At 40.6% G+C, this 25,031-nt stretch carries 32 protein-coding genes and 1 pseudogene; 13 read left to right on the forward strand and 20 right to left on the reverse strand.

The genetic code is table 11. From position 1 onward, the window contains the following. Positions 1-139: 139 nt before the first annotated feature. From QZT26_RS08550 to QZT26_RS08570, 5 genes are all read right to left on the reverse strand, one after another. On the reverse strand, positions 140-886 hold the full coding sequence (locus tag QZT26_RS08550) for a hypothetical protein (RefSeq protein ID WP_295101633.1): 747 nt from the start codon (positions 884-886) through the stop codon (positions 140-142). Further along, positions 879-1,907, reverse strand: a complete 1,029-nt coding sequence (locus tag QZT26_RS08555; RefSeq protein ID WP_099326889.1) for a virulence RhuM family protein — start codon at positions 1,905-1,907, stop codon at positions 879-881. Before QZT26_RS08555 ends, QZT26_RS08550 begins: the two co-directional genes overlap by 8 nt. Next, positions 1,900-2,508 carry an N-6 DNA methylase gene (locus tag QZT26_RS08560; RefSeq protein ID WP_230405648.1) on the reverse strand — a complete coding sequence of 203 codons (609 nt, stop codon included), beginning with the start codon at positions 2,506-2,508 and terminating at the stop codon, positions 1,900-1,902. The genes QZT26_RS08555 and QZT26_RS08560 overlap by 8 nt, the downstream gene beginning before the upstream one ends. A gap of 146 nt (positions 2,509-2,654) precedes the next feature. Then, positions 2,655-3,671 carry a cytochrome c3 family protein gene (locus tag QZT26_RS08565; RefSeq protein WP_169702837.1) on the reverse strand — a complete coding sequence of 339 codons (1,017 nt, stop codon included), beginning with the start codon at positions 3,669-3,671 and terminating at the stop codon, positions 2,655-2,657. A 20-nt stretch (positions 3,672-3,691) separates the two neighbouring features. Then, positions 3,692-5,086: a hypothetical protein gene (locus QZT26_RS08570; RefSeq protein WP_157820781.1), complete on the reverse strand. Its 1,395-nt coding sequence runs from the start codon at positions 5,084-5,086 to the stop codon at positions 3,692-3,694. A gap of 732 nt (positions 5,087-5,818) precedes the next feature. Between QZT26_RS08570 and QZT26_RS08575 the strand changes: the two genes are divergently transcribed. Then, positions 5,819-6,664 carry an MBL fold metallo-hydrolase gene (locus QZT26_RS08575; RefSeq protein WP_099326892.1) on the forward strand — a complete coding sequence of 282 codons (846 nt, stop codon included), beginning with the start codon at positions 5,819-5,821 and terminating at the stop codon, positions 6,662-6,664. Between the two features lie 38 nt (positions 6,665-6,702). Here QZT26_RS08575 and pssA read toward each other — a convergent pair whose 3' ends face one another. Then, entirely contained in the window at positions 6,703-7,431 is a 729-nt protein-coding gene (gene pssA / locus QZT26_RS08580; protein WP_157820782.1) for a CDP-diacylglycerol--serine O-phosphatidyltransferase, read from the reverse strand. 694 nt (positions 7,432-8,125) lie between these two features. Here pssA and QZT26_RS08585 point away from each other — a divergent pair. The 9 genes from QZT26_RS08585 (at position 8,126) to QZT26_RS08625 (ending at position 15,734) form a co-directional block, all read left to right on the forward strand. After that, entirely contained in the window at positions 8,126-8,812 is a 687-nt protein-coding gene (locus tag QZT26_RS08585) for an MIP family channel protein (protein WP_099326894.1), read from the forward strand. 103 nt (positions 8,813-8,915) lie between these two features. After that, positions 8,916-9,569: an endonuclease III gene (gene nth, locus QZT26_RS08590; protein WP_164994983.1), complete on the forward strand. Its 654-nt coding sequence runs from the start codon at positions 8,916-8,918 to the stop codon at positions 9,567-9,569. 83 nt (positions 9,570-9,652) lie between these two features. Next, positions 9,653-10,537 carry a lipoyl synthase gene (gene lipA, locus QZT26_RS08595; protein ID WP_295101639.1) on the forward strand — a complete coding sequence of 295 codons (885 nt, stop codon included), beginning with the start codon at positions 9,653-9,655 and terminating at the stop codon, positions 10,535-10,537. Between the two features lie 208 nt (positions 10,538-10,745). Beyond that, entirely contained in the window at positions 10,746-11,633 is an 888-nt protein-coding gene (gene thiD, locus QZT26_RS08600; protein WP_295101640.1) for a bifunctional hydroxymethylpyrimidine kinase/phosphomethylpyrimidine kinase, read from the forward strand. Between the two features lie 346 nt (positions 11,634-11,979). Beyond that, positions 11,980-12,615, forward strand: coding sequence for an HNH endonuclease (locus tag QZT26_RS08605; RefSeq protein WP_295101642.1), 636 nt, complete (start codon positions 11,980-11,982; stop codon positions 12,613-12,615). Positions 12,616-12,713: 98 nt separating this feature from the next. After that, complete coding sequence (lpxK, locus tag QZT26_RS08610) at positions 12,714-13,769, forward strand: tetraacyldisaccharide 4'-kinase (protein ID WP_295101644.1); 1,056 nt, start codon at positions 12,714-12,716, stop codon at positions 13,767-13,769. Positions 13,770-13,783: 14 nt separating this feature from the next. Beyond that, entirely contained in the window at positions 13,784-13,954 is a 171-nt protein-coding gene (locus QZT26_RS08615) for a 4Fe-4S binding protein (protein WP_099326900.1), read from the forward strand. A gap of 171 nt (positions 13,955-14,125) precedes the next feature. Next, the gene (locus tag QZT26_RS08620; protein WP_099326901.1) at positions 14,126-15,097 is read left to right on the forward strand and encodes a hypothetical protein; all 972 of its coding nucleotides are present in this window, start codon (positions 14,126-14,128) and stop codon (positions 15,095-15,097) included. Continuing rightward, positions 15,090-15,734 carry an endonuclease III domain-containing protein gene (locus QZT26_RS08625; protein WP_099326902.1) on the forward strand — a complete coding sequence of 215 codons (645 nt, stop codon included), beginning with the start codon at positions 15,090-15,092 and terminating at the stop codon, positions 15,732-15,734. The genes QZT26_RS08620 and QZT26_RS08625 overlap by 8 nt, the downstream gene beginning before the upstream one ends. A 136-nt stretch (positions 15,735-15,870) precedes the next feature. Here QZT26_RS08625 and QZT26_RS08630 read toward each other — a convergent pair whose 3' ends face one another. The 4 genes from QZT26_RS08630 to QZT26_RS08645 form a co-directional block, all read right to left on the reverse strand. Beyond that, positions 15,871-16,140: a DUF2283 domain-containing protein gene (locus tag QZT26_RS08630; protein ID WP_099326903.1), complete on the reverse strand. Its 270-nt coding sequence runs from the start codon at positions 16,138-16,140 to the stop codon at positions 15,871-15,873. 1 nt (position 16,141) lies between these two features. After that, a complete protein-coding gene (locus QZT26_RS08635) occupies positions 16,142-16,351 on the reverse strand; it encodes a hypothetical protein (protein WP_157820789.1) in 210 nt (69 codons plus the stop codon). Positions 16,352-16,596: 245 nt separating this feature from the next. Then, a complete protein-coding gene (locus QZT26_RS08640) occupies positions 16,597-17,286 on the reverse strand; it encodes a tetratricopeptide repeat protein (protein ID WP_099326905.1) in 690 nt (229 codons plus the stop codon). 69 nt (positions 17,287-17,355) lie between these two features. After that, entirely contained in the window at positions 17,356-18,336 is a 981-nt protein-coding gene (locus QZT26_RS08645; protein WP_295101647.1) for a hypothetical protein, read from the reverse strand. Positions 18,337-18,494: 158 nt separating this feature from the next. Here QZT26_RS08645 and QZT26_RS08650 point away from each other — a divergent pair, with 158 nt between their 5' ends. Both QZT26_RS08650 and QZT26_RS08655 read left to right on the forward strand, forming a co-directional pair. Next, the gene (locus QZT26_RS08650; RefSeq protein WP_157820792.1) at positions 18,495-18,626 is read left to right on the forward strand and encodes a phage integrase N-terminal SAM-like domain-containing protein; all 132 of its coding nucleotides are present in this window, start codon (positions 18,495-18,497) and stop codon (positions 18,624-18,626) included. Next, positions 18,623-18,859 (forward strand): phage integrase N-terminal SAM-like domain-containing protein, encoded by a 237-nt coding sequence (locus QZT26_RS08655; RefSeq protein WP_157820793.1) that lies wholly within the window; start codon positions 18,623-18,625, stop codon positions 18,857-18,859. Before QZT26_RS08650 ends, QZT26_RS08655 begins: the two co-directional genes overlap by 4 nt. Before the next feature lie 267 nt (positions 18,860-19,126). On the opposite strand, the gene QZT26_RS08660 is transcribed toward QZT26_RS08655, so the two are convergent. The 3 genes from QZT26_RS08660 to QZT26_RS08670 all read right to left on the reverse strand — a co-directional run bounded on the left by QZT26_RS08660 (position 19,127) and on the right by QZT26_RS08670 (position 20,655). Further along, complete coding sequence (locus QZT26_RS08660; RefSeq protein ID WP_099326907.1) at positions 19,127-19,432, reverse strand: HigA family addiction module antitoxin; 306 nt, start codon at positions 19,430-19,432, stop codon at positions 19,127-19,129. 9 nt (positions 19,433-19,441) lie between these two features. Then, positions 19,442-19,723 carry a type II toxin-antitoxin system RelE/ParE family toxin gene (locus QZT26_RS08665; RefSeq protein ID WP_099326908.1) on the reverse strand — a complete coding sequence of 94 codons (282 nt, stop codon included), beginning with the start codon at positions 19,721-19,723 and terminating at the stop codon, positions 19,442-19,444. A 116-nt stretch (positions 19,724-19,839) separates the two neighbouring features. Beyond that, positions 19,840-20,655: a hypothetical protein gene (locus QZT26_RS08670; protein WP_295101651.1), complete on the reverse strand. Its 816-nt coding sequence runs from the start codon at positions 20,653-20,655 to the stop codon at positions 19,840-19,842. Between the two features lie 341 nt (positions 20,656-20,996). On the opposite strand from QZT26_RS08670, the gene QZT26_RS08675 reads away from it, so the two are divergent. Next, on the forward strand, positions 20,997-21,155 hold the full coding sequence (locus QZT26_RS08675) for a hypothetical protein (protein ID WP_164994262.1): 159 nt from the start codon (positions 20,997-20,999) through the stop codon (positions 21,153-21,155). 187 nt (positions 21,156-21,342) lie between these two features. Here the strand turns inward: QZT26_RS08675 and QZT26_RS08680 are convergent, their stop codons facing one another. The 7 genes and pseudogenes from QZT26_RS08680 to QZT26_RS08715 all read right to left on the reverse strand — a co-directional run. After that, on the reverse strand, positions 21,343-21,510 hold the full coding sequence (locus QZT26_RS08680) for a hypothetical protein (RefSeq protein WP_295101653.1): 168 nt from the start codon (positions 21,508-21,510) through the stop codon (positions 21,343-21,345). A 377-nt stretch (positions 21,511-21,887) separates the two neighbouring features. After that, positions 21,888-22,469 (reverse strand): HdeD family acid-resistance protein, encoded by a 582-nt coding sequence (locus QZT26_RS08685; RefSeq protein WP_157820798.1) that lies wholly within the window; start codon positions 22,467-22,469, stop codon positions 21,888-21,890. A gap of 28 nt (positions 22,470-22,497) precedes the next feature. After that, positions 22,498-23,190, reverse strand: a complete 693-nt coding sequence (locus tag QZT26_RS08690) for an AAA family ATPase (RefSeq protein ID WP_197705287.1) — start codon at positions 23,188-23,190, stop codon at positions 22,498-22,500. Then, the gene (locus QZT26_RS08695; protein WP_197705288.1) at positions 23,123-23,560 is read right to left on the reverse strand and encodes an AAA family ATPase; all 438 of its coding nucleotides are present in this window, start codon (positions 23,558-23,560) and stop codon (positions 23,123-23,125) included. The genes QZT26_RS08690 and QZT26_RS08695 overlap by 68 nt, the downstream gene beginning before the upstream one ends. Continuing rightward, positions 23,527-23,933, reverse strand: a pseudogene (locus QZT26_RS17885) (hypothetical protein). The gene QZT26_RS08695 and the pseudogene QZT26_RS17885 overlap by 34 nt, the downstream one beginning before the upstream one ends. Then, a complete protein-coding gene (locus tag QZT26_RS08710) occupies positions 23,890-24,252 on the reverse strand; it encodes a hypothetical protein (protein ID WP_099326912.1) in 363 nt (120 codons plus the stop codon). The pseudogene QZT26_RS17885 and the gene QZT26_RS08710 overlap by 44 nt, the downstream one beginning before the upstream one ends. Before the next feature lie 436 nt (positions 24,253-24,688). Further along, on the reverse strand, positions 24,689-25,031 hold a 343-nt coding region (locus QZT26_RS08715; RefSeq protein ID WP_295101658.1), incomplete at its 5' end, for a transposase.

The following is a 25,031-nucleotide window of genomic DNA, read 5'->3' on the forward strand; positions in this document are numbered from 1 at the left end:
TTTTAGCCTCTTCATAATTTGCACTGCTTGCATATGTACCATCCTTTTGCTCCTTATAAAGAATTATTCTTACTCAATTCCTTATAAGATAGCTTTTCTCTGCGAGTGGTACTATTTTACTTTGCCATCTGGTACAGTTTTACTCTACCATAATCAGCGGCAGTGCTTTTTTCTTCTTCATGCTCTTTGTGAGCTTTGTTAGACGCCCTTTTTCGACCTTAATCTTCTCAAGCAGTTTCGAGGCGTGATTCTCTCCGCTGATAAGATCGGGATGCTGTTTGCGCCATTTAGCCGTCAGCTTGCCTTCGATTGCTTCCTGTAATATTCTTCGGCGGAGTTGTTTGATGAGAGAGATTTGGTGGGCTGATTCTAAGTCTTGATCTGCTGAAAGTTCTGATATTGTTTTCAGTTTTTGGCAAATTCTACTTTGTGTCAGAATACCATATTGTGGAATTTTAAAATTTAAAAAATCCTTTTCTTTAAATCTTTTTCGGCTAACACTCGACATGCCACCACTAAGATTATTTATAGCTGTAATATTTTCGGGCAAAAGTATGCCACTAAGAAGGAATTCAGGAAGCAATTTACTCTCAACACAAGTAAAAAGTGGAAATTCATTTGATACCAGACAGCCATCAAATTCATCTGGAATAACTGCAAAAGAACTTTTCCATGCAAAAAGACGATTGTAGATAAAATCTCTCTGTTTAACTTCATATAGCTTAGTTGCTTTTATTTCATTTCCATATTTTTCCTCTCGCAGAAAAACACCTTTTCCATACCACTTTACTCCAAGAAGCCTGTATTTTGTATTTGGATCCAGTCTTTTCTCTCGTGAGACCTCTTTTAAAACGTCTCCAATCCTTACCATATTCCACTCACCCATCTTCCCGCCTCTTTTTCTTCTGGATGCGTTTAGTTGCTTTCTGCTCAATCGCTTTTGTCGCACGATCAAAATCAGAAATATAGTCTTTGTCTCGGTCTTTTTTGTACTTTTTAAATTCGCTTTCAGCCTTTTCAATTGCCTGCTCAGCGCTCACTTTACCGGCATGGGTAAGGAGTTCGTGTTCACTCAGTTTCAAAAACTGGTCAAGTTTCTCTATCCAGTCATTCATCTTCATCAGCCTGCCGTTGGTTGCCTGCAATTCTGCAAAGTCAAGATACAAAGACACGATAAGATTTAAGCGTTTTAACTCATCTTCATTGAGATAGTTTTTTGCAATCTTTATATCCTGTGCGGTAATGTAATTCCCTTTAAAATTGGTTAGACCCATAAGGGGTTTTGTGCTGTCTGCCCGCCTGTCGATAATCTCCGCCGCGGTGTGGCCATGAACAGCATAGTGCATCTTGTTTTGTACAGTAGCAAAAAATTCCGCAGTCAGTTTGTCATCTTTTCTATAATCAATGCTGGTGGCATAAATATCGGTTACTTTCTGATAAAAGTTTCGCTCGCTGCTACGAATATCGCGAATGCGCTGTAAAAGTTCCTGAAAATATCGCGCCTTTTCACCACCTTGTTTTAATCGTTCATCATCCAGAGCAAAACCTTTAATAATGTATTCTTTCAGCCGCTGTGTGGCCCAAATACGAAATTGTGTTCCTCGTCGCGACTTAACCCGGTATCCAACCGAAATAATGACATCAAGATTATAATGCTTCACAACATATTCTTTACCGTCTGTGCCAGTTCGTCGGAATTCCCGACATACTGATTTTTCATCAAGTTCCCCTTCATTAAAAACATTATGTATATGTTCAGTAATGGTTGACCGGCCTTTAGCAAAGAGTTCTGCCATCTGATCTTGTGTAAGCCAGACTGTTTCATCCTCCATTTTTACCTGAATCTTTGTCTGTCCGTCTTCGGTCTGATAAATAATAAGCTGGGATTTATTTTGTGCGTTATCCATTCTCCAACTCCTTTCTTAATTGTTGAAGAAGCTCGTCGCTTTTACGAAATGATTCATGTAGCATCGTTACCAGTTCCGCACTTGAATACACGTGTTTTTCCTCTAAAATATGCGGATTTTTAATGTCGAGGTTATAGTCATTCGCAGCAATCGTATCTATAGATACCTTCCATGCCTGCTCATTTTCTTTGTGTTTCTTCCACCACTTCTTAAGCCCATCAAACTCGCTTTTCTGAATCGGCTTCGTCTTGCTGTATGTCTTAATACCTTCGGGCAGTTTATGTTCCCAATACCAGATTTCTAGAGACTGAGCCCGCTCGTTTAACACCGAAACATCCACTCCGGCCACATATATTTTCTGCCTGGAGTCGGATACTATTTCACCGCCTTGTATGATTGCCGGTTGTGTGGGATATTCAGCCGTTATTTCTTCTTCAAAATCCACAGGCTGGCCGGTTTCAGGGTCAATGACATCCTGGTCTTCTTCGGGATGAATATCCTGATCCGTTAATTCTTTTTCGCCTTTAACCTCTCTGATCATGACGGGGTAGCCGTCAAAAGCGGGGTCAGCGAAAAGGTCTGTCACATTGCGGAAGTCCATAATGGCAAAATATGTCTTGCCATACTCTTCATTTATTAATAAGGGTTTCTAAAATAGCATCAAGCGTTTGTGCAAGATTCAGGAAACAATAACAATACCCCCCCTGTTTTATACGTTCGGAATAACGAACCATCAGATTTTACGCTTCATCTATGGCATGTGGTGCAGGCAATACCAAAAGCGCTAGGGTGTGGAGCTTCTCCCGCCCGGTTACGCGGATGGCATTCATTACAGTTTCCGGTAAATGGCGGGTGCGGAGAATCTATTGCGGATGGGTGTTCGGGATACGAATGGCATACGGTACATGAAACCATTGATATAGGAAAGTGGCAATTTGTGCAATGCCGGTTTCTTGTGTTTGCTCCACCCCATGATGCCGTATGGTTTAGCGGTTTCGTGTTGGAGTGACACCGTTCACAGAAGTCTTCCAGATGACAAACACTGCATTTCTTTCTCTCCCACGATGCAGCAAATCCATGTGTTTTTCTTCTCCAAGCATTATTGTGGTTTTTTGGTTTTTGGTCCCTGTGGCAATCGACACACCAGTTGAGGTCAACATGACAGCGGTTGCAGTAGTCTTTGTTGTAATAGAATTCATTCCCATGCTTTTGTATCCATCGCGCATCTTCATGTTTTACCCATCTTTCTTCATGATACAGCGGCATACGATTCTTTTTTATGTGTTTGTGGCAAACATCACAGGCAATGTTTTCTTCACCTCTTTCCTTATGACAGGGGACACAGTTTTTAAACATGTCCGGAAGTAAATCTACGGTAATTGCATCACTCTTTTCGATACCCTCATGGCATGCCTTGCAGTCCACATTATTTTCCAAATGTGTCTTATGGCTGAATTTCAGGTCTTTATATTTTTTCGGAACATTGTGCTTTACCTTGATTTTCATCCCGGGTTTTGTATGACAGTAAAGACAGGATGCCGGATTAGTGGTGTCAAATTTCTTCATATGGCATGAAAGGCACTTTGCCATTTTTGGCCACTTTGGTTCCAAATCTTCTTTGTAATTGTGGCAGATATTGCAATCGCTGAGTCCTCTTTCAATGTGTTTGGCGTGGCTATAATGAATGCCGGACTCTTTACAGCCGCTCAAGAAGGCGAGCGAAGACAGCGCCACGATTAAAAACAGATAATATGGTTTTCTCATAGTATTTTGTTCTATATTTATTAAAAACTCATGCTGTACGAAAGCAATAACTGATGAAACATTTCAGGATCAGTATCGCTGTTTTCTGTCGTCCATCGGAAACTGACGTCTGATTTTTCCGTTAACAAATATTTGATTCTCAGAAAGTAGGTCCTTATATTGATCTTTTGCTCAATATCCCGTGTATACTCATTATCAAGGATTGTCTGCAGGGTATTGCTTCCGTCAAAATTGTATTTATACAAAGAATAACTAGTGCCGCATCCGAGGTCGAACTTGTTTATTTTTTTGTCAAATTCAATTCCAACATCTGCACTGTGGTCAACGCCCTTCGCATCCCAGTATTCAACCGTGAAAGTAATCCTGGAATCTTCAAGAAGAATATTATTTGCCGTAAGGGCGATAAAACTTCTGTAGTAATCGTGATTAAATGAGTTTTCATCATCGTTGTCGAGTACATTCCGGTAATCAAGCCCCCCGGAAATCCCGAATTTTTCCCCGAGCCCCTTATAGCCGGTGAGACTGAAGAGATCAAATGACTCAAAAGTGCCTAGTATCTGATAGAAAGGGGAAATATCATTGCTCTGTTCCGATAGCGAATGGAGGAACCGGTAATACGACAATTGCAGACTTGTATCCCAGTCTATTTTGTCCCATGACACTTTTGTGAGAATATCCTTGGGGAGATTGTTTAAGAGAACGTACCGACCGTAAAAATGCAGGTCTTCATAGAGCCTTTGCCATACGCTGAATCCTATTTCGTCATCATTGCTATGGTCATCATCAACAATACGAATATAATCTAACGAGGCGTGGGTATCGATAAAAGGCCGGAACGCAACGCCGCCTCCGGCAACCGTATCATCATCCGGGCTGCTGTACTGTGACGCCCTTAACCCGCCGAAAACGTGAGCTTCCACCGGGCCTACCTGCTGTTCGTATTTTGCGCCGTCAAATAAAATATTCTCAACGGAATACTGATATTGGCGGCCTAAGCGCAGTTGCGATTTTTCGAGGACAGGGTTTTTGATGTCGGCGTAAAAGTAATAGATGCGGCCGTTGACGCTTTTATTATATGTGTCAAGGATGTCCCTGAACGTGCCATCCCTTGGTTCATGCCCGTCTAAATCCTCGGATAATCTTCCGGAACCGGAAATAGAAACCTTGTTATTAAAAAAATCTTTCGTTTTAAAGCGCAGGCGCTGGTACATATCGTGGTCGTCGTCTCCGCCTGCCCAACGGCCTTCGTACTGGGAGCTGAAATTACCTGAAATAAAATTATTATAGGTAAAGCCGCTTTTCTCTGTCAGCCCCGTAATTAAATTACTATCGGTTACATTTGTTGTCTGGGCGTTAATTTGGGAAGAGAGCGATACTATCAATGCCAGTGCGGCGCCTGCTGCTTTTAAAAACAAGGGTTTAATCTGCTGATTTTTAAAAGGAGTTTTATTCGTATCTAATATGAAAAATGGATTGCAAGAGAGATGATTAATGAAGCAAAAGAGGCGCAATAAGCATCTCATTTGACTGGCGGTATTTTGTATTTTTATTAAAAACGTGTTTATAACTATTATGGGGAAGCGGATTTTCACTTGGAGTGACCAAATATTTTTTTTTATTTTCGGTAAGAGTTCGGTAAGAGCATGTTCTTTCCAATACGATAAAAATAAATCATGCATAATGCATTCAGCAGATATCAATTGCTATCTTTGCGATGTTTAGTACATTTACAGCAAAAGATACCTTTGTAATAAACGAAACGTTTGCTAAAGTTACATAATGCCGTTTCCGTTTTCAACAAAAATCTTGTTTTTGGTTTGTAGATAGTAAACATCTGTTCCTAAAGGAAATAGTATTGCGTTGGTGTTTTTAATACTATAATATCTTTTTTTAAAAACCTCTTCATTTGGTAATATTTTAGTTTTTTAAAAAAGTAGGGGCGAAGCATTTGCTGTAAATTGTCATAAATACCTTCATATCCAAACGGGCAAATGCTTCGCCCCTACACTGCGATTATTGGAATTTTTCAAAAAACTAAAGTGTTACTTTTTTGTAAGTTTTTCTGTAACTATTCAGCGTAAACATTACAGTTTGATACCAACATCTTCGGGAAACTCCTGTTTCTCAAAATAAAATAAGGCGCTGCAATGAAATTTGGCAAGTTTGAAATCTATCCTGTTTCCGATGGTTGCATTTATTTAGACGGCGGCGCTGTTTTTGGCGTAGTGCCAAAAGTCCTTTGGCAAAGAATTCTTCCACCGGACGAAAAAAACAGGGTGCAGTTGTCTTTGCAATGTCCGTTGGTTGTCGCAAAAAAATATAAAATACTGATCGATACCGGGACGGGTTCAAAACATAACGAAAAATTTTGTCAGATGTACAGGTTAGAAAAAAAGGCACCACTTTTGGAATCGTTGTGCAGGTTTGGTTATCAGCCCAAGGATATAGATATTGTCATCAATACACATCTTCACTTTGATCATGCGGGAGGGAATACTACCATCAATGAAAAGGAGGAAATTGTTCCTACATTCCCAAAAGCAACGTATTTTATTCAGAAAGGAGAGTTAGAGGTGGCCTTAAATCCAAATGAAAGGACAAAGGCTAGTTATGTTGCTGAAGACTTTTTGCCAATAGGCGGCACAAAATATCTCCACCTTGTTGACGAAGATGCCGTAGAAGTGGAAAGGGGTATTTCACTAGTAAAAACAGGCGGGCATACCCGGCATCATCAATGCGTCAAAATTGAATCTGAGGGACAAACAGCGTTCTTTCTGGCTGACCTGATACCCACGGCAGCCCATTTGAATTATCCGTATATTACAAGTTATGATTTGTTCCCGCTGGAAACACTGGAAAGCAAAAAAAAGATAATAAAGCAGGCCTTTGAAGAACATTGGCTTTTGATATTTCAGCACGATCCAAAAATACGAATGGGATATCTTAAAAAAGTGGATGAGAGATTTGAGATTGAAGAGGTCAAGGTCTATTGAATAGACCTTGACCTCTTATTTTATAATGGATTCTTTTGTTAAACCGGCTGAGCGCCCTTTATCTGTTTTCCTTTTACAATACCGTATGCCCCGCAAATAATTAAATAAAAGCTTAAAGCGGAAGATAGCGCCAACTCCGGCGTGATGATAAAGTAGACAATAGCGGCGGAAAACTCCAAAATAACTGCCTTAATCCCCTGTCTTTTCCCGATTTTGCAGGTAATGTTAAAAAAGGGGATTTTGCTTATCATTAAAACACCCAATGTGAAAACAATGAACGGTAAAAAATTCACGATAATGTCTGTTCCAAACCGTGTGTAGATAAAGTGATGGAGTATGCAAAGCTGTGCCACCGTTCCTCCTGCAAGCGTTGATGGCAAACCTGTGAAAAAGTGCCTAGGCAGTTGTATCGCCTCTTCTTTTTGTGCGTTAAACCTTGCCAGACGATACGCGGTGCACATCATGAAAAACAATCCAAAACCCCATGAAATAACGATAGGACTGTTATTGCACATTTTCGTCATAAGGACAGCCGGCGCAATACCAAACGCCACTAAATCTGCCATAGAATCTAATTGCGCCCCGGTTTTGCTCGCGGTATTCATCAAACGTGCAAGTTTCCCATCAAAACCGTCGAGAATCATGGCAACGATTATAAGCCATGCCGCTATTTCAAGCCTTTGATTTAAAACACACATTATCGACAGAAAACCGCACATAATATTGCCCATAGTTAATACTGTGGGTAAATATTGTTTTATCTTCAAATCAAATATCTCCTTTATTTACATTGTTTAAATCCGCATCCAGCCCGAAGGCTGGACGCTACTTTTTGAAATAATTTCGTTAAACTGTTACGATCAAATATGAATATTCGTTCGCGGTAATTGAGAAAAGCAGATTAATAATTTTCAGGCATTACCATAAGGTATCGTAACAGTGTAACAAAACTTATTCCATTCAGAACTAAAAACTCTTAATTGAAAACATATTTTATAAATACTTTAAATACAGTTAGTTATAAATTAAATAGAGAACATGTAGTTTGTTGCCGTTACAGGCTTAGATCAAATAAATGCAGTAAATATACTGCATTTACGGTATTTTATTACTGCATATGAGATGAGGGTCGAAAATGTAATTGCTCAATAAATTGTGGTGATGGAGCTATTGGTATCTTATCAGTAATTTCTTTTGAATTATCCTGTCAGGCAATGCCATGCCCTACCCGATTATCACCAACCACAACTTGTTGAGAAGTTACATTTTTTAGTCTATTTTTTCTTGACACCATTCTTTTATTGTGATAATTTGTCTCAAACTCATAACTTTTGAACAGTTAGGTATATTTTATTGACGAGGAAACCGGATACTGTAAAAGATTTATGAAATAATGGGAGAGAATGCCGATTGGTAAATATCCTTGCTAAATCTTGAAAATAACTTACAGGAGATAACTGAATGGATGCATACAAAAAGTATTTAGCCGAATTTGTTGGTACATTTGCATTGGTTTTCATTGCCGCTGGCGCTGTGTGCGCTGATTTTTATTTGAAGCAGTCTGGCGGGCAAGGTTTTGGGCTTCTGGGAATTTCAATTGCTTATGGTGTCGTGGTAATTGCCGTTATTTATGCCATGGGCTATGTGTCTGGTTCCCATATTAACCCTGCAGTAACAATATCTTTTTGGATCACGAAAAGAATGGAGCCTAACACTGCAATTATGTACATAATTTCTCAGATCGGCGGAGCTATTTTAGGCGGGTTTGCATTGCGAACTATTTTTCCTGACGCATTAAGTAGTATTCATCTAGGGACGAGCACACTAGCCGCAGGCGTCTCCATTGAAAGAGGCATACTGATGGAATTTATTATATCGTTCCTCCTGATCTTTACCATCTATGGGACGCTCGTAGATAAAAGGGCTTCTGGGGGTTTTGCCGGACTAGCGGTTGGGTTGGTAGTATTGTTTGGCTCGCTGGTTGGCGGGACAATTAGTGGCGGGGCAATGAATCCTGTACGCGTTTTTGGCCCTGCGATTGCTTCTGGCCAATTTACTAATCATTACGTTTGGTGGATAGGCCCAATACTTGGCGGTATTGCGGCAGGCATTGTTTATGACAAGCTTTTCGCCGAACGTAAAAAATAACGTGCAGTTGACGAAAGAGGTTTAAATAAGAAATATATAAATAGGAAGACGGCAATAGGTAGCGCATTTACCTATTGCCGTTTTTTCATTGAATTGAAGGGTTGTGCATTTGTTTGATATCGACATAGTTCTCTCCAAAATAAAGCATAAAAACAAAGAGTTTGCCGAGCCTGCCGTTACAACTATTTCCAGGAAACGAACTCCTTTTCACGTATTGATATCCTGCCTTTTAAGTTTGCGGACAAAAGATCAAACCACCAGAGCAGCCTCAGAACGGCTCTTTGCGATTGCGGATAATCCCGAAGATATGAAAAAGATCCCTTCGCAAAAACTGGAAAAACTAATCTATCCGGTAGGTTTCTACCGGAGAAAAGCGGTCACTATTCAGGAAATTTGTGAAACACTTACAAAAGATTACGAAGGTAAAGTCCCCGATGAAATAGATGAGCTGTTGAAACTAAACGGCGTTGGACGAAAAACAGCAAATTTGGTAGTTTCCCTGGGATACAAAAAACCGGGGATTTGCGTTGACGTCCATGTGCATAGGATTACTAATCGTTGGGGCTACATAAAGACAAAAACTCCGGCAGAAACTGAATGTGCCCTCCGCAAAAAACTCCCCGCAAAATATTGGTTGTGTATCAATGATCTTCTCGTTACTTACGGTCAGAATATTTGTGTCCCAATTTCACCGAAATGCAGTCTTTGCCCGGTAAATAGTTATTGTAAAAAAGCAGGGGTAACACGGCACAGATGAATGCGATTTCATAAATAATGCGAAAAAAGGCGATATACATAAATAAGCATCTGCAATGACATTTTGATAGATTGGGAAACAATATGAGACCTCCTTGGATAAGGGCAAAATTCCCGTCAGGTAAAGGTTTCACGGAAATAAGGGAGATACTGCAGGAATATCGGTTGCAGACCGTGTGCGATGCGGCTTTGTGCCCCAATATCAGCGAATGCTACAATCAAAAAACGGCAACGTTTCTAATACTGGGCGGTGTATGTACCAGAAAATGCGGGTATTGTGCCGTTACAAAAGGAACCGCTGCGACACTGGATGAAGAAGAACCATATCGGGTCGCTACGGCTGTCAGGAAAATGGGATTAAAATATGTCGTTATCACATCAGTAACCAGGGATGATATCACAGACGGCGGTGCGGGCATCTTTGCACAAACGATTCAATGTGTTCGTGATTTTGTTAATGATTGCAAGGTGGAAGTATTGATTCCTGATTTTGGGGGTTCCGTTGATGCGTTATGGACGGTATTGGATGCAAGGCCTGATGTTTTAAATCATAATATAGAAACTGTTCGCCGTTTGTATCCAATAGTAAGACCTGGGGCTGATTATGAAAGATCACTGCAATTATTGCGTATTGCAAGTGAAGAGAGGCTGCTTATGCCAACAAAATCAGGGATCATGCTGGGATTGGGAGAACAATGGGATGAGATAACAGAGGTTCTACACGATATTAAAAATACCGGTTGTGAAATAATAACGTTGGGACAGTATCTTCGTCCAAATAAAAACGCCTTACCTGCTAAACGGTATTATACACCTATGGAGTTTGAAAGATTACAACGGGAAGGAGAAAAAATGGGTTTCCGTTGTGTTGAGTCCGGCCCCCTGGTAAGAAGCTCTTACCATGCAAAGGCACAATCAGAGAGTATTTTAGAAAAAAAACCAGAAATTATACAAAAAACCCATAATTAACTCCGAAGGGGTGATATAATTTTATCTTTCATGAAACACCGGACAGTGGCGATTATGTCATCCCTTCGGGATTAGGCGTGGTTTTACCGTGTTTTTCTATAATCATATTACCCCTTCGGGGTTCTCCTTTTTTCCCGGAATTTTTCAAAGAACTAAAGTGTTACCTTTTTTTGTAACCGTTTAGCTTTTTGAAAAAATACCATGAAAAATGAATAAACAAACACGTCCTTTATTTAAAGCGCTTACGATAGCCGGTTCCGATAGTATTGGCGGAGCGGGGATACAGGCGGACATGAAAACCATCGCGGCATTGGGAGGATATGCGGCCACTGCAATCACCGCGTTAACGGCACAAAACACGCTGGGAGTACATGCCGTCTATGAAATTCCTGCTTCCTTTGTTGCGCGGCAAATTGACGCAGTAGTATCCGATACTGGCGCCGACATCGTCAAAACAGGAATGTTGTACAGCAAGGATATCATTGAAACGGTTGCCTCCAGGCTCAAACATTATGCGCTTTCACCTGTTGTCGTCGATCCCGTCATGCTGTCAAAAAATGGAGCGGCACTATTGGCCGAAGATGCCATTCCGGCCTTGATCTCTCAATTGTTTCCCTTGTCCTTCATCGTTACGCCAAATATTCCGGAGGCAGCACATATTTCCGGCGTAAAAATTCAAAATATCTCAGATGCAGAAAAGGCTGCAAAATACATACACAAACTCGGCCCCGCAAACGTACTCATAAAAGGCGGCCATGCTCTGCATTCAAGTGATATAAAGAGCAGCAATGCGGTAATTGATATTTTGTACACTGGAAAATCCTTTGCATATATTGAAGGCGAGTATCTCCCCGCAAAACATGTCCATGGTACCGGATGCGTCTATGCCTCCGCAATCGCAGCGTATCTAGCGAAAGGATGCGGCATCGCGGAAGCTGTTAGGCAGGCAAAAAAATTTGTCGTTCTGTGTATTAAAAAATCATTCTCTCCGGGCAGGGGATATGATGTTATGGAGCCGTTTAGTACCTTTTTTGGCAAAATATTTAATGGTGAAATACGAAATTCGAAGTTCGAAATACGAAACAAATCCGAATAACAAAGCATAAAATTCAAAACAAATCAAAATATACCTGTCTGCGTGCGGTCACGCACAGGCAGGCAACAATATGAAGCACGAAATGTGAGATACGAAAGATGCATTTGTTTAGAATTTCAAATCATTTTGTCATTAGAATTTGTTTCGTATTTCGTACCTCGAGTTTCGTATTTTTTATACCTTACTTGTTTGGTTCTGGCTATGCCAGTTTAGGGCATTACAATTCCCTTGAATTAGCTTGTTTAGGCTGTTATACTTTTTAAAAGTGGCAAGCCTCTCCTGATTTACATCGCGATAAATATCTCTTTTAAATTAGTTGTTTGTCGGTAATTGAGGAAGCGATAGTATGCAACAAGCCGTTAGCCTGGAATCAAGCGTGCTCGTATTAAACAAGTTTTTCATGGCGCTCCATGTAATCTCTGCGAAACGGGCATTCACATTGCTATGTAAGCACATTGCGGAGGTTGTTTCCGTGGATGAGGGAAAATATAATTCCTATAATTTTGAAAGCTGGAGGGATGTTTCTTCGTACAAGGTCTCGCTCGGTTTAACAGACGACGATACTACGAGTTGGGTAAAAACTGTTTCCTTTTCCATTGAGGTGCCAAAGATTATTCGGCTCTTAACATACGATAAATTCCCTCAATCTTCTTTGAAATTTAACAGAAGGAATATTTTTGCCAGAGATGAAAATAAATGTCAATACTGCGGCAAACGTTTTCCAGTTTCAGAATTAAGTTTTGATCATGTTATACCAAGGGCGCATGACGGAAAAACCACGTGGGAAAACGTGGTATGTGCATGTACTGAATGCAACAAACGAAAAGGCGGCAGGACTCCTGAACAGGCGGGAATGAAGTTGACCAGAATACCTGTAAAACCAAAACACAGCCCTGTATTGAGATTGAAACTCCGGTTTGAAAAATATGAATCGTGGAAACAATTTTTGGACGAAGCGTATTGGTCGGTTCCATTAAAATAGTCCCCCCCTACCAAAGCCTTCATACAATAAACTATCGCCACAGTAATTAATCCAGCTTTGCCTTGTCCACATCTTCAATAAAAAAATATTATTTGTGTTTGATAAGGAAAGAGCTTTCCGGCATACTGCCTGAGATTCTCCGGCAAATGCTCTATCTGTTATCGAAAATATACGGGTTTTCCATAAAAACTCGTATTTTTTTTTACAGAAAAGGCATTTTGAAAACATACCGGCTGCCCGTGCCAGTAATCAGCGTCGGAAATATTACTACAGGCGGAACGGGAAAAACCCCTGTTGTTGAATACCTGGCAAAATATGCTGGGAAAAAAGGCAAAAGGGTTATTATCATAAGCCGCGGATACGCGCCAATGATGCAACAGGGAAAAGATGCTGCAAGCAATGAAATGTGCAATGATGAACACCTCTTATTTAAAGAGAATATCCCCGGCATAATGAATATATTGGGAAAAGACCGGGTAAAAAGCGGCTGGGAAGCCATAAATCGCCGTCAGGCAGAGTGCTTGTTGCTGGATGATGGTTTTCAGCACCTACGGCTTTTACGGGATATGGACATTGTTCTTATTGATACACTGGAGCCTTTTGGATACGAATACACTTTGCCCCGTGGATTATTAAGAGAACCATTGGAAGGATTAAGAAGGTCAGATCTTTTTCTATTGACTCATACAGACCAAATTAGTCCGGAGAAAAAACAGACGGTAATCAACCGGCTCCGTGAAATTGCAAGAGATGTTCCCGTAATAGAATCAATCCACAAACCAGTGCGTCTGGTTTTAGCAGCCGATGAAAAATCGTTTGGTACTGAATGGTTGGCCGGAAAGAAGGTTTTTGCTTTCTGCGCAATCGGAAATCCGTTATCGTTCAGGAAAAGCCTTGAGAGTTTAGGAGCGATACTGGTTGGTTTCCATGAATTTCCAGACCATCACGCATATACTCCTTCGGATCTGCATATTTTAAACGGCGAAGCCAGATGCGCCTCTCCCGATGCAGTCGTCATTACGCAAAAAGACCGTGTAAAACTAGGAAAAGACCTTGCCTGCTGGACGTTACCGGTATTAACGCTGAAGATGGAGATTTGTATTACAAAAGGAAGTGAAATTTTGCATAAAAAGTTAGATGAGAAATTAAATTGAAAGGAAAAGAATAAATGGCTCATAGTATTAATGAAGAATGTATAAATTGTGCCGCATGTGAAAGCGAATGTCCGGTAGAGGCTATTTCTGAAGCAGGAGATGTGCGGGTAATTGATGAAAGTACCTGTACTGACTGCGGAAATTGCGTCAGCGTTTGTCCTGTAGACGCAATCATTGCCCCATAATCCAGGGGAACTTAAGGGAACCACAGATTTCACAGACTTCGTCGTGATCTCAGTCGAACGATTGCACAGATTAAAAACAGGGTGGCACGGACAAACAAGTTTGTCCGTGCCACCCTGTACCTAAGTGTTACAATATTTCTTGTTTTGTCTCATTAATGCCAGGAACAATAGATGGAAAATCAGCATCATTGCGAAATCAGGAAATATACTCCTTTAGATCTTGGAAAGATTAGTACCTATTCAATAACAGAACGACAGAATCTTTCCAATATTCATCTTTTTGCCAAACCAACAGAACCCACTGACGGAATAAAGGCCTTTTTCGAATCTTTGCCAGAAATACTGGCTTCGGCAAATCTGCGCAAGGTTATTGATGCAATAGTCCTGGCGCGACAGAATAAGCGTCCGGTGGTAATGTCATTTGGGGCGCACGTAATCAAATGCGGTTTGTCACCGCTCATTATTGATTTGATGAAACGGAATATTATAACCGCCCTTGCAATGAATGGGGCTGCCGCTATTCACGATTACGAAATATCACTGATCGGCGCAACCTCGGAAGATGTGGCAGAAAGTCTGAGGGATGGAAGCTTTGGAATGACAAAAGAAACTCCTGAAGCATTTCAAATAGCCTCTTCAAGGGGAGCAACTGAGGGCATCGGATTGGGAAGGGCAATGGGAGAAAAGATTATTGCGGATAACAAAGCCTATACCGATCTGAGTTTATTGGCCTGGAGTGCGAAACTGGATATCCCGTCCACCGTACATGTTGCGTTCGGCACAGACACTATTTACATGCATCCTAACATTTCAGGCAAAGACATGGGCGAATCCAGTCATATTGATTTCAGGATACTTGCTTCAATAGTATCCGATTTGGAGGGTGGCGTCTGGCTCAACGTTGGGTCTGCTGTCATCATGCCGGAGGTGTTTCTTAAAGCGCTTACCATAGCAAGAAACGTGGGGAACAAAGTGGAAAATTTTGTAACGGTAAACATGGACATGATCCAGCACTACCGGCCGCAAACCAATGTATTAAAAAGGCCTACCCGTACCGGATACGCACTCACCGGACACCACGAAATCATGTTCCCCCTGCTCAGAATGGGCATTCTTTCAAGACTTGGCTCTGAAAATGAGTAAAAAAAATACCCTATTGAAAATATACCGCAAAATGTACGATTCTCTGGGACCTCAACAATGGTGGCCTGGAGAAACACCGTTTGAAATTATCATTGGCGCTATATTGACCCAGAATACCAATTGGTCAAATGTTGAAAAGGCTATCAATAATATAAAAAAAGTAAACAAACTTACCCCAAAGGGAATACATTCGCTAAGTTTGCCGGAACTGGCGGAACTGGTCAGGCCTTCAGGGTTTTTTAATGTCAAGGCAAAGCGTGTTAAAACATTTGTCAACTGGCTGTTTTCAAAATATGAGGGCAATCTCACCGCCATGTTTCATCAGGACTGCCGGACGCTTCGTGAAGAATTGCTTAGCATAAACGGCATTGGACCGGAAACGGCGGATTCGATTCTGCTTTACGCAGGCAATATGCCTACTTTTGTCATAGACGCCTATACGCACAGGATATTTTCGCGGCACGGCCTTGTTCCTGAAGAAAGCGCTTACGATGAAATGAAATCTTTTTTTGAAGACAACCTCCCCGAAGACACTAAATTATTCAATGAATACCATGCCCTGATCGTGAACATCGGAAAGTTGTTTTGCAAACCCAAAAGGGTGTGTGAACAGTGCCCTCTGCTTGAGTTTTTGTAACTATTCGGAGTAAACACTACGGTCTAACATGATAGCATCAGGCGCTTATCACATCACATCCTTTGTTGCCCAATGGCGCCCATCAGCCGCAACGCTTTTTGGCGTCGGCTGGATGGGATTGTTAGTCAATAATTCCTCACGCCGCGTGTAGCGGCGCCAACTCTTTATTGCTGATTCTCGACAGCCCAAGCTTTACCAATACACAGTTAATATCATCAGCAGTTACATTGGATGGCGCCGTGATCTCAATACCTATAGGATTACCGCTTTCACCAAAATCAATAATTAGTCCCTGACCCGCCTTAGCAGTTTTACGGCTTTTCTCCCCTTGCTGACGTGGTAAATACAGATATGCAGCAAGTGGCTGACCGTGACGAAATGTTACTTCAAGATATGGCTCTTTCATTTCATTCCTCCCAAACTGGATATGCAGTAATGACTACGAGTAAATTCGAAGTACTATCTGGTTCAACAATAACTTCCCAGGGATGTTGCAAGTGATGTGTCGTAATAATCCAACGTCCTTCTATTATGTCCTGGTGATACGATTTCGCATGATGTAACATCTTTCTCAGATCAATCTCATTAAATTGACGATCAATCATACGTTTTAGCACATGTGGGCATAGCTCCAATTCCCAATCCCACCAATTTGGCCATTGATTTTTCTTCAAATTCAATCGTTCTTTAAAAATTTTGCAATTCTTTGAGTTTTCTCTCTTAGGTTAACGACCCAGCTCACTTGCCCGCCGGTCACGACCGATAACATGGCCGAAGTTAATAAAGGTGACTTTGTTCAGAGACCCGCCGATGTTCGCGGGTCAAGTGCAGCCGCTGGTTAGCGATTTTTATATGATTCTGTTCAGTCGTTTCCCATTTGCTTTTCTATGGAAGATAATGTTTTTTTGCTCTCTTCCATATCCGGATTGATTTCAATAGCTTTTTTCAGGTAATCAATTGCTTTACCTATATTTTGTTGGCGTAAAGCTGCAATACCTAAATTATGGAAGGCCCAAGCCTTATCTCTATTTGTCAGTTCAAGTTGAATAGATTTTAAAAGAAAACTTTCCCCTTCGGGCATATTCCCACGTTGAATATCAATTGTTCCCATTAGGAAATATGCCAAGCCGAAGTCAGGGATTTTTTTCATGAGACCCTCTGCTATTGCATAAGCTTCATCATATTTACCATCGTTAAAAAGGTTTCTCACGTTGCCAGCCGCCTCACTATATTCTGATAAATAAGAAACACCTTTACTTGCCGCAATCCTACCATCCGGAAGCAGTTTCGGTGAAGTAAGGCTAAGTTTGCCGACCTCAGCCTTTAACTCTTCAATTTTTTGATCTTTTTCTGTTACAGTCTTTTGATATTGATCAATTTTAACAAGAAGATCGTCATTGCTTTTGACAAGACCGTCGATCCTGGCATTCTTTTTCCCAATACTTTCCTGCAGTTGGGCCACATCAGCCTTAATACTAATATTTTGACCGACATAAGTAAGGATCGTGCCAACAGCTATAAATATGATCCCTATTATTGTTATCAAATGCATGGATTTACCTCGCTAGCGTTTAAATCAGAGGCGCGGCTTTTTGCGTCCCCTGCATTTTTTTGTTGGGCGCTAACTCCACCAAATCAAATCAGATGTTGAGTATTCTGCCCCCATTTCTTTACTTGGTGTATATGCCTGTAGGCACTCAAGTAGAGACTTTGAAACACCATTGCCATATGGGTTTGATATAAAAACTTTGGGAGGATATTCACCGTCCCGTCCATAATCTAAGGGGTGGTGGCACGAATCTACCAAAGGTCTGTCACCTGCAGCCCTCATTAATTGGTGCAAATGTCTAATTAACACAACCCCATCTACATTTGGAAATGTATTTTTATCTGGGTCAAAGGAGTTTGGAGTAAAAAGACCACTCTTCTCGTGGAGTAAAGCAGAAATGGGTTCGTAAATAAAATCATCCCAGACAACGACAAGGACTCCACTGAACTCAGGATTTTCTTCTTTGAAAGGCCTAAACTTACTCTCTGCACTTATAAGAAAATCCTTCAAAGGATTATCGCGAGGGTAAGTAATTCCTTTTTCGACATCTGGTAACTGCTCAATTTCATCATTTGTGAAATTTCGAGCAGAGAGCTGGGTCGGGTTGCTTTGTAGAATTTTGATATGCGAAAGCAAGGACGGTGCTTTAACTTCAATACCAAATGTTTTGCTTCCTCCTTCAATGTTCAACTCTGGTTTTTTTTTACTTGTTTGGGTTGTTGGTTCCCACTGAAAAATTGCTTCAAACGGCCACTCGTATGTTAATAATTTATGGATAACATGAAGTTCTGAAATTCTTTGTAATAACTGTTCGTAGTGTGACTCATATTTTTCTCGCCCAGAAATGGATGCTATTGCATCAATAAATCCCTTAGCAAAACCGGGTAGTTTTTTATTACAGTCTATACATGCATTGACAATTGATTGTGCAAATGGATGATCAGAACCCCTACGGCGATAATCAAAATGATATGCGTAGTAGTGCCAATTCGAAAAAATTTTTGATTCGAATATGTGTTGATACAAATCATCTTCGGTAAGGGTGTCTTTCATTGTTTGGTCCATTTATTTGTATTTAAAACGCCCAACCATTGATTATCACAATCAATTGCCCTGATAACTTGATAAAAGTACTATTATCAGGTAAAATTATTATGTAAAAAATTACCTTATAATTTTACTTCATAGACAATATAGCTTAGGAGAAAAAGATGTCAATCAAAAAAGAGAAAAGGTTGCTCGATGAAGTGAAAGATATAATGAGGCTTAAGCATTATTCCATCCATACAGAACGATCATACTGTGATTGGATTAAACGATATATTCAAAATACCACCGAATGACCAGTAGAGAGGATTTAAAGGACAGTGAAGAAAAAATAGAGCAATTTTTGATCCACCTTGCCGTGAAATCTGGCGTTGCCCCTTCTACCCAGAACCAGGCTATGAACGCACTTGTATTTTTGTACAAGAAAGTTTTAAAAGTATCATTAAAAGAAGAGATTAATGCTATACGTGCACAGAAGAAGATGAATATTCCAGTAGTCAAACCGATGGAGTCAAACCTTATCTATTGACAAAAGAGTCGATAGCATAATCGCTCCGGATAGCTCTGTGAGGGACGATAGAAGGCAATTCTTGTTGAAAAGGATTCCTGTCTTTTAGGGCTTTCGCGTTATATCCACTTAAACCCTGTTAAGATTACTATGAAAAAGTGTTAAGGAATGTCAAGCCTGACAAAACAGAGCCATCAAAATCTTAAATGTATGATCGTTTTGGTGGAAAACACTTTATTGTCAATAGGTTAGGTTTGACCCCGCGAATTCCTCAGACCACCGCAATGTTCACATTGCAGAAGTGTAAACATGCACCTCTTCATCAAGGCGATTCTTTAATCTATCTTTTTCTATTTCAAGATCATATCTTGCTTGAAGATTTATCCAAAACCTTTCTGAAAGACCAAAAAACCTTGATAGTCTTAAAGCTGTATCTGGAGTTACAGAACGTTTGCCCTGAACAATCTCATTTATTCTGCGTGCAGGTACATTAATATCTTTAGCCAGCCGGTACTGACTAATACCCATGGGTTTGAGAAATTCTTCCATCAGAATTTCACCTGGATGAATTGGATCTAATATCTTTTTTGCCATCGTTACCTCCTAATGATAATCTACTATTTCAACGTTGTAAGCATCTCCTCCACGCCATTCAAAACATATACGCCATTGATCATTAATACGGATACTATATTGCCCATTCCTATCTTTCGATAGTTTTTCAAGATGATTATTCGGTGGTATACGTAAATCCATCAGGATTTCAGCACCTTCAAGTATTTCAAGTTTTCTTCGGGCAGTTTTTTGTATATCCCGTGGAAGTTTGAGTGATATTCGACGATTGAATATTTTCTCTGTTTCTTTGCAAGCAAAGTTTTTTATCATTTATAAGATAGTATTGCATCTCGTTAATAATGTCAAACGTTATTATCACTTCTTTAACATAACGGGAAGTTCGGCGGCGCGGGTCAACGCGTCCGCGGTAACGCTTGGTTATAACTTTAATATCTCATTTTTAAATATTCAGTTACTTGAAATTTCTTCATATATGGTTTTGACCTTATGTCATTCATTAATTCCCAATAACAATGTTTAGCAAAATCACCCTTTATTTCGTCTGGATATGTGTAGTGATACCTTTTAATATCTTTGCTTGGTTCATAAACTATGGGGCGGTGGAATTCTGGTTGAAGATACTCATAGATACCCCACCTTATATTATTGAGAAACTCAGCTATCGCACTGCTATGATAAGAAAAGATATCATCATGAAACCATTGATAAAATTCTTCAATAATAACCAGCGCGTTATCATCGCTTAAAGTAATTCCGTTTCTATTGAATATTGTTTGTAACTCTTTTACTACCCCCGAAAGGCGGCTGAAATTATGTTTTGAGATATTTCCACAAATTTTAATAAACTCGACTCTTTTTATAGATAAATTGGTTTCTAATTCTATTGAAGGGAGCCATATTTCTTCCACAACAACTTCTATTGAAAGCCATTGCCTAAAATCGCTGACACAATTTTTAAGGTTTTCGATTGAGTTGTTTTGTTCAAATTTGGGTGAATCACAAACTGATTGGAGAGCACTAAGATAAGTTGATTGTTCACCTAATACCTTTTTATCAGAACACGAGAGGAAATCGACAAGAATGATATTGAAAAATTTTTTATGGGGCCTTGACGAAAATTGAAATTGAGAATAAGGATCATTTCCTATCACGTTCCCTATTTCAAAATTAACCATTTCATCAATAAGCTCTTTGACAGCCTTAATAATAATCACTTCGCGTTCAGTATCGGTAAATTTCATTTCCATATGTTATAACATGAATTAGCCGTACTAATAGCCGTCTTATAAGACGGCTATTAGTACGGCTAATATTTTCACCGGTGACTTATTATACGGCTATTCGGGCATATAATAACGTTCACGAATATTTTGCCGGTAATATATCTTAAATTATCTAAATACTGCAATATTTTTTTTCAAAGTAAAAATTACCTCTAAGTCTAAACCTACATTACTTGATGAGGTGCATGATGCAAACCGGGTAAAGCGCTATAGCATGGGAACAGAAAAGAGGTGTGTTAACGGGATTAAACGCTTTATCATTTTTCATGGAAAGCGGCATCCGTTACACATAGGAGAACATGGAGTCAGTAGATTTCTTTCTCGTCTTGCAATTAAGAAACAAGTGTCTGCTTTCACACAGAATCAGGCATGAAGCGTCATTGTATTTCTTTATCAGGAAGTGCTTAAACAAGAACGCGGATAAGCTCTATTGTCTTGATACCGCTTCTGCAACATAGAGTTTTCTTGATATGATAACCTAAAAATAAGTCTCTTTTGTAGTACGAGTCAGGGAGAATGACTCCTTTGAGATAATCAAAAGAACATACACTAAGGATCTAAAACATCAACAGTGGTTTATGGAATTATATAACCATTACCCTCTCGGGGGAGAGATACGTTTTCATTTTTCAACACAACTTCACACTATTTATCCCTCCCACTTTTTTCTGATACCACAAAAGGAGGCATTGGAATGTTTTTGATAACATCCGGCGATTCCCAATCATGTAACAAACTATCAAACATACACCTATTCTCGCCTCGAACATAATAAACACCTGGCGGCAAATAGCACCCTTTATCCATACACATCAGGTGCCTCCTTTCCGGAAAAAAGTGGTAAAAAGTAATGTGTTTCAATACCGGGCAAAAAACGCGCAGACGCGGGTACACTGGTACAGAACAAGAAATGTTACGCTGTCTGCGCAAAAAAAGTCGGTAAAAGTTTGCCAGTGTACCTGGGTATCTTCTCTAAGAAACAATTCGATAAAGTAATTTGTTCTAATTCATAAAATTTTTTTAGAATTAACGAAAGCTAAATTTCCATCGCCATTCATTGTGAACAATTATAAGAATTCTCACGCCACCTTCTGTTATCCTATTTTTCTTTTTCTGACAATACTAATTCAAAAACAATGTAATGCAAGATGAATAGTTGTCAAAATTCAAGTTTTTTTAACACGATACCTTTAGAAATTTATTTTGGTTTTGGAAACCAGAATTAAAATGGACATGCCATAAGCGCACAAATTAATGGCCAAGACCAAGGCCATGTAAAGCATTCCTGCCAGCGGGAAAAAAACAAAAACTAAAACACCCATGATCAGAGTAACAATCCCGGCGATCAGCATCCAACCCCAGCGTGGAGAAGGGCGGAATGCAAAGGCCATAACGATTTCAAGCGAACCTTCCAAAAGGAGAAATACACCGATCAGGATACTGAGTCCCATAAGCCCTGCGGCAGGAAAAAGCAGCATTATTCCTCCCGCGATGACAGAGAGGATACCGGATAACAGCAATAGCCAACGCTCACGCCGTTTAAAAAACGCAAAGACCTGAAAACCACCGCTCAACACCAACAAAATACCGACCAGAATATTGATGCCAAGCGCTGTCGCAAAAGGCAAAAACGCCGCTAATAATCCGGAGAGTAAAAAAACAATGCCTTCAAAGATATACCAACCCCGCTGTTTTGAGATTTCTTCCTTACGCCTTTGTTTCAAGGCTCCAAGGTCAATTTCTTCTTGTTTAAATTCGTAGAATACAAACATGTTTATCTCCTTTCTGTATTGATAGAGGTTATCTCCTGAAACGGATTTCTTTTTCCCCTTGGATTTCTTCGCTGTTTTCTTGCCGGGTTTGCTTTTTTTCCATGACAACCTCTTTCTTTTTCTTGTCATAGGAGATAACAACGAAATCACCGGGCTTAAAACTTTGCCCCAGCATCTTTTCCGCCAGACCTGCTTCGACTTCTGAGCAAATGTAGCGCTTCAGCTCACGCGCACCAAATTCAGGTTTAAATCCGATATCAGACAGATAATCGATCAGGCTATCATTAAAGTCCAGCGTGATCTCCTGAGCATGGGCAAGGCGTTTAACCCGTTCCATCTGCAGGGCTATAATATCTCGAATCTGCTCTTTGCAGAGAGAGTGGAAGACAATGATCTCATCAATCCGGTTGAGAAATTCCGGACGGAACCGATGTAGCAGCTCATCCATCAATCTTGATTTCAGATCATCATAGGAAAGCTGCTCCTTTTCTTCTTTTCGGGAATTTTCCTGAATGAGATGAGAACCGATATTACTTGTGGCGATAATAATCGTATTGGAAAAATCAACCATGCGTCCTTTTCCATCCGTTAAACGTCCGTCATCAAAGACCTGCAACAGGATGTTGCAAACATCAGGGTGCGCTTTTTCAATCTCATCCAATAGCACTACAAAATAAGGGCGTCTGCGCACACGCTCGGTGAGTTGTCCCCCCTTCTTCATAACCAACATAGCCTGGAGGGGAACCTATCATACGCGCCACGGCATGTTTTTCCATGTATTCAGACATATCAATACGCACCATGGCATCTTCATCGCCGAATACCATTTCAGCCAATGCCTTGGCAAGCTCAGTCTTACCGACACCCGTCGGACCCAAAAACAAGAAGCTGGCAATTGGTTTACTGACTTCACATAAATCGGCGCGAGACAGGCGCACGGCAAGGCTCACAGCTTTGACAGCCTCTTCCTGGCCGATGACACGCTCATGGAGTTTTTCTTCCATTCTCAGGAGTTTTTCCCGTTCTTCTGCCGTGAGATCACTGACCGGGATACCGGTCAAAGAGGATACGATTTCAGCAATATTCTGCATTGTAACAACCGGCGTTTCGCTGCTGCGGTTTGCTTGACATTCCTTATCCTGTTCATCGACATGCTTTTTTTTGACTTCAATATTGGCATGTATTCTTTGGCCTTCTCATAATCCTTTCGTGTATTTGCGGACTTTTCCTCTCGTTCCAGGGCCTTGACTTCATTTTGCATCTTCAGAATTTCTGATGGGCGAGAAGTTGCGCGAATACGCACACAGGAAGCGGCCTGATCAAAAGGTCTATCGCCTTATCCGGCAGATAGCGATTTGTCACGTAACAATCGGACAATTCAGCCGCCGCTGCAATCGCCTCATCTGAAAGACTGACCTTCTCATGCGCTTTTTCGCGCAGCTTTTTGCAAAATATCCTTGGCATCGTCACTCAGGTAATTGTCCAGGTCTACAGACTCGCGGTCACCAAGATTTTGGTGTGCACGGTGGGAGATATCCGATGGCTCATGACCAATAACACTGTCGAAAGGATCTCGGCCACCAAAAAAAGTATCAAAAAGTGAACCGCCAAACATGGATTCAAGTGGTGAACGGAAACCACAGCCGCTGCGGCCACCCGCTCGATGCAGCAATTTCTGATAATGGTCATCGCAGAGCTCTCTGGTTTTACGAAGGCCGTTTTCAATAACTTTTGCACGATAGGCGGCTGGTGCACTGCAAACATCAAATCTTCCGTTGCCCATAATATTAATCCTTTCTTTGTGTAGTATTAGAATTATCGGTCGAGTAGACGGCTTGAGTACGCCAGCCGTCTACTCGATCGAATTATCACATGTGCCGTTTACTCTTCTAACATATGTGGAATAATTTATTTGTCTTTTTGCCTTCTTTTGAAATATAAATATTTAACAAGCGATCATGTTTTTCAACCTTTATCTTAATCGGGATCGACATGTTCAGGTAATCTCATTGTACTTGTAAAAAACTGTGTAGCATCTTTAAACATACTATCAAGCGAACGCCGGTGCAAGTAAGGCATGTGCCCACCATGATATACTTTGAATTATACCTAAATCCTGCAAACGATTTTCGCAATGCGAAAAAGGGATGTACTGTCTCCATCTGCGGTATACTTACCACTCTCAAAAGACTAAAAAAACGAAATACAACGTCGGTTTTCTACTGAAAAACTACATCCAGTGACATGCGTTCCCACTTTTCCCATTCCTCCTGATGGAGAAATTTCTCCGGCAATTTTAATGTCATCTGCCGGCTTCTCTCCACCAGTTTCCCTGCCACACGGATTAACCACAGTCTCATCGTCTTTACTTCCCACTTTTGTATCACTCCACCACTGAGCAATCCCATCCACTTCAAAAGATTATACGCTAACACCGCACACTGAAATAGCGCAGCATTGGCCAAAAATTCACCCGTACGTATGTGCCCCGCATTCATCTGTCCTTTACTCTCTTCTATCAAAGTCTCGCAGGTAGCCCTCTTTCCATAACAACGATGCGCT

It is taken from the genome of uncultured Candidatus Kuenenia sp., assembly GCF_900696675.1.
Classification (GTDB): Bacteria; Planctomycetota; Brocadiia; order Brocadiales; family Brocadiaceae; genus Kuenenia; species Kuenenia stuttgartiensis_A.

Coding starts and splice junctions, on each gene's coding strand:
- QZT26_RS08650 (WP_157820792.1), top strand. CDS start 18,495: ATGTCAATCAAAAAAGAGAAAAGGTTGCTCGATGAAGTGAAAGATATA.
- QZT26_RS08670 (WP_295101651.1), bottom strand. CDS start 20,655: ATGAAATTTACCGATACTGAACGCGAAGTGATTATTATTAAGGCTGTC.
- QZT26_RS08645 (WP_295101647.1), bottom strand. CDS start 18,336: ATGAAAGACACCCTTACCGAAGATGATTTGTATCAACACATATTCGAA.
- QZT26_RS08640 (WP_099326905.1), bottom strand. CDS start 17,286: ATGCATTTGATAACAATAATAGGGATCATATTTATAGCTGTTGGCACG.
- QZT26_RS08675 (WP_164994262.1), top strand. CDS start 20,997: ATGGAGTCAGTAGATTTCTTTCTCGTCTTGCAATTAAGAAACAAGTGT.
- QZT26_RS08695 (WP_197705288.1), bottom strand. CDS start 23,560: ATGCAGAATATTGCTGAAATCGTATCCTCTTTGACCGGTATCCCGGTC.
- QZT26_RS08555 (WP_099326889.1), bottom strand. CDS start 1,907: ATGGATAACGCACAAAATAAATCCCAGCTTATTATTTATCAGACCGAA.
- lipA (WP_295101639.1), top strand. CDS start 9,653: ATGAGACCTCCTTGGATAAGGGCAAAATTCCCGTCAGGTAAAGGTTTC.
- QZT26_RS08660 (WP_099326907.1), bottom strand. CDS start 19,432: ATGGCAAAAAAGATATTAGATCCAATTCATCCAGGTGAAATTCTGATG.
- QZT26_RS08615 (WP_099326900.1), top strand. CDS start 13,784: ATGGCTCATAGTATTAATGAAGAATGTATAAATTGTGCCGCATGTGAA.
- QZT26_RS08665 (WP_099326908.1), bottom strand. CDS start 19,723: ATGATAAAAAACTTTGCTTGCAAAGAAACAGAGAAAATATTCAATCGT.
- QZT26_RS08680 (WP_295101653.1), bottom strand. CDS start 21,510: ATGTGTATGGATAAAGGGTGCTATTTGCCGCCAGGTGTTTATTATGTT.
- QZT26_RS08685 (WP_157820798.1), bottom strand. CDS start 22,469: ATGTTTGTATTCTACGAATTTAAACAAGAAGAAATTGACCTTGGAGCC.
- QZT26_RS08625 (WP_099326902.1), top strand. CDS start 15,090: ATGAGTAAAAAAAATACCCTATTGAAAATATACCGCAAAATGTACGAT.
- QZT26_RS08565 (WP_169702837.1), bottom strand. CDS start 3,671: ATGAGAAAACCATATTATCTGTTTTTAATCGTGGCGCTGTCTTCGCTC.
- QZT26_RS08690 (WP_197705287.1), bottom strand. CDS start 23,190: ATGAAGAAGGGGGGACAACTCACCGAGCGTGTGCGCAGACGCCCTTAT.
- thiD (WP_295101640.1), top strand. CDS start 10,746: ATGAATAAACAAACACGTCCTTTATTTAAAGCGCTTACGATAGCCGGT.
- QZT26_RS08550 (WP_295101633.1), bottom strand. CDS start 886: ATGGGTGAGTGGAATATGGTAAGGATTGGAGACGTTTTAAAAGAGGTC.
- QZT26_RS08560 (WP_230405648.1), bottom strand. CDS start 2,508: ATGGACTTCCGCAATGTGACAGACCTTTTCGCTGACCCCGCTTTTGAC.
- QZT26_RS08655 (WP_157820793.1), top strand. CDS start 18,623: ATGACCAGTAGAGAGGATTTAAAGGACAGTGAAGAAAAAATAGAGCAA.
- QZT26_RS08575 (WP_099326892.1), top strand. CDS start 5,819: ATGAAATTTGGCAAGTTTGAAATCTATCCTGTTTCCGATGGTTGCATT.
- QZT26_RS08605 (WP_295101642.1), top strand. CDS start 11,980: ATGCAACAAGCCGTTAGCCTGGAATCAAGCGTGCTCGTATTAAACAAG.
- QZT26_RS08630 (WP_099326903.1), bottom strand. CDS start 16,140: ATGAAAGAGCCATATCTTGAAGTAACATTTCGTCACGGTCAGCCACTT.
- QZT26_RS08620 (WP_099326901.1), top strand. CDS start 14,126: ATGGAAAATCAGCATCATTGCGAAATCAGGAAATATACTCCTTTAGAT.
- QZT26_RS08710 (WP_099326912.1), bottom strand. CDS start 24,252: ATGGGCAACGGAAGATTTGATGTTTGCAGTGCACCAGCCGCCTATCGT.
- QZT26_RS08585 (WP_099326894.1), top strand. CDS start 8,126: ATGGATGCATACAAAAAGTATTTAGCCGAATTTGTTGGTACATTTGCA.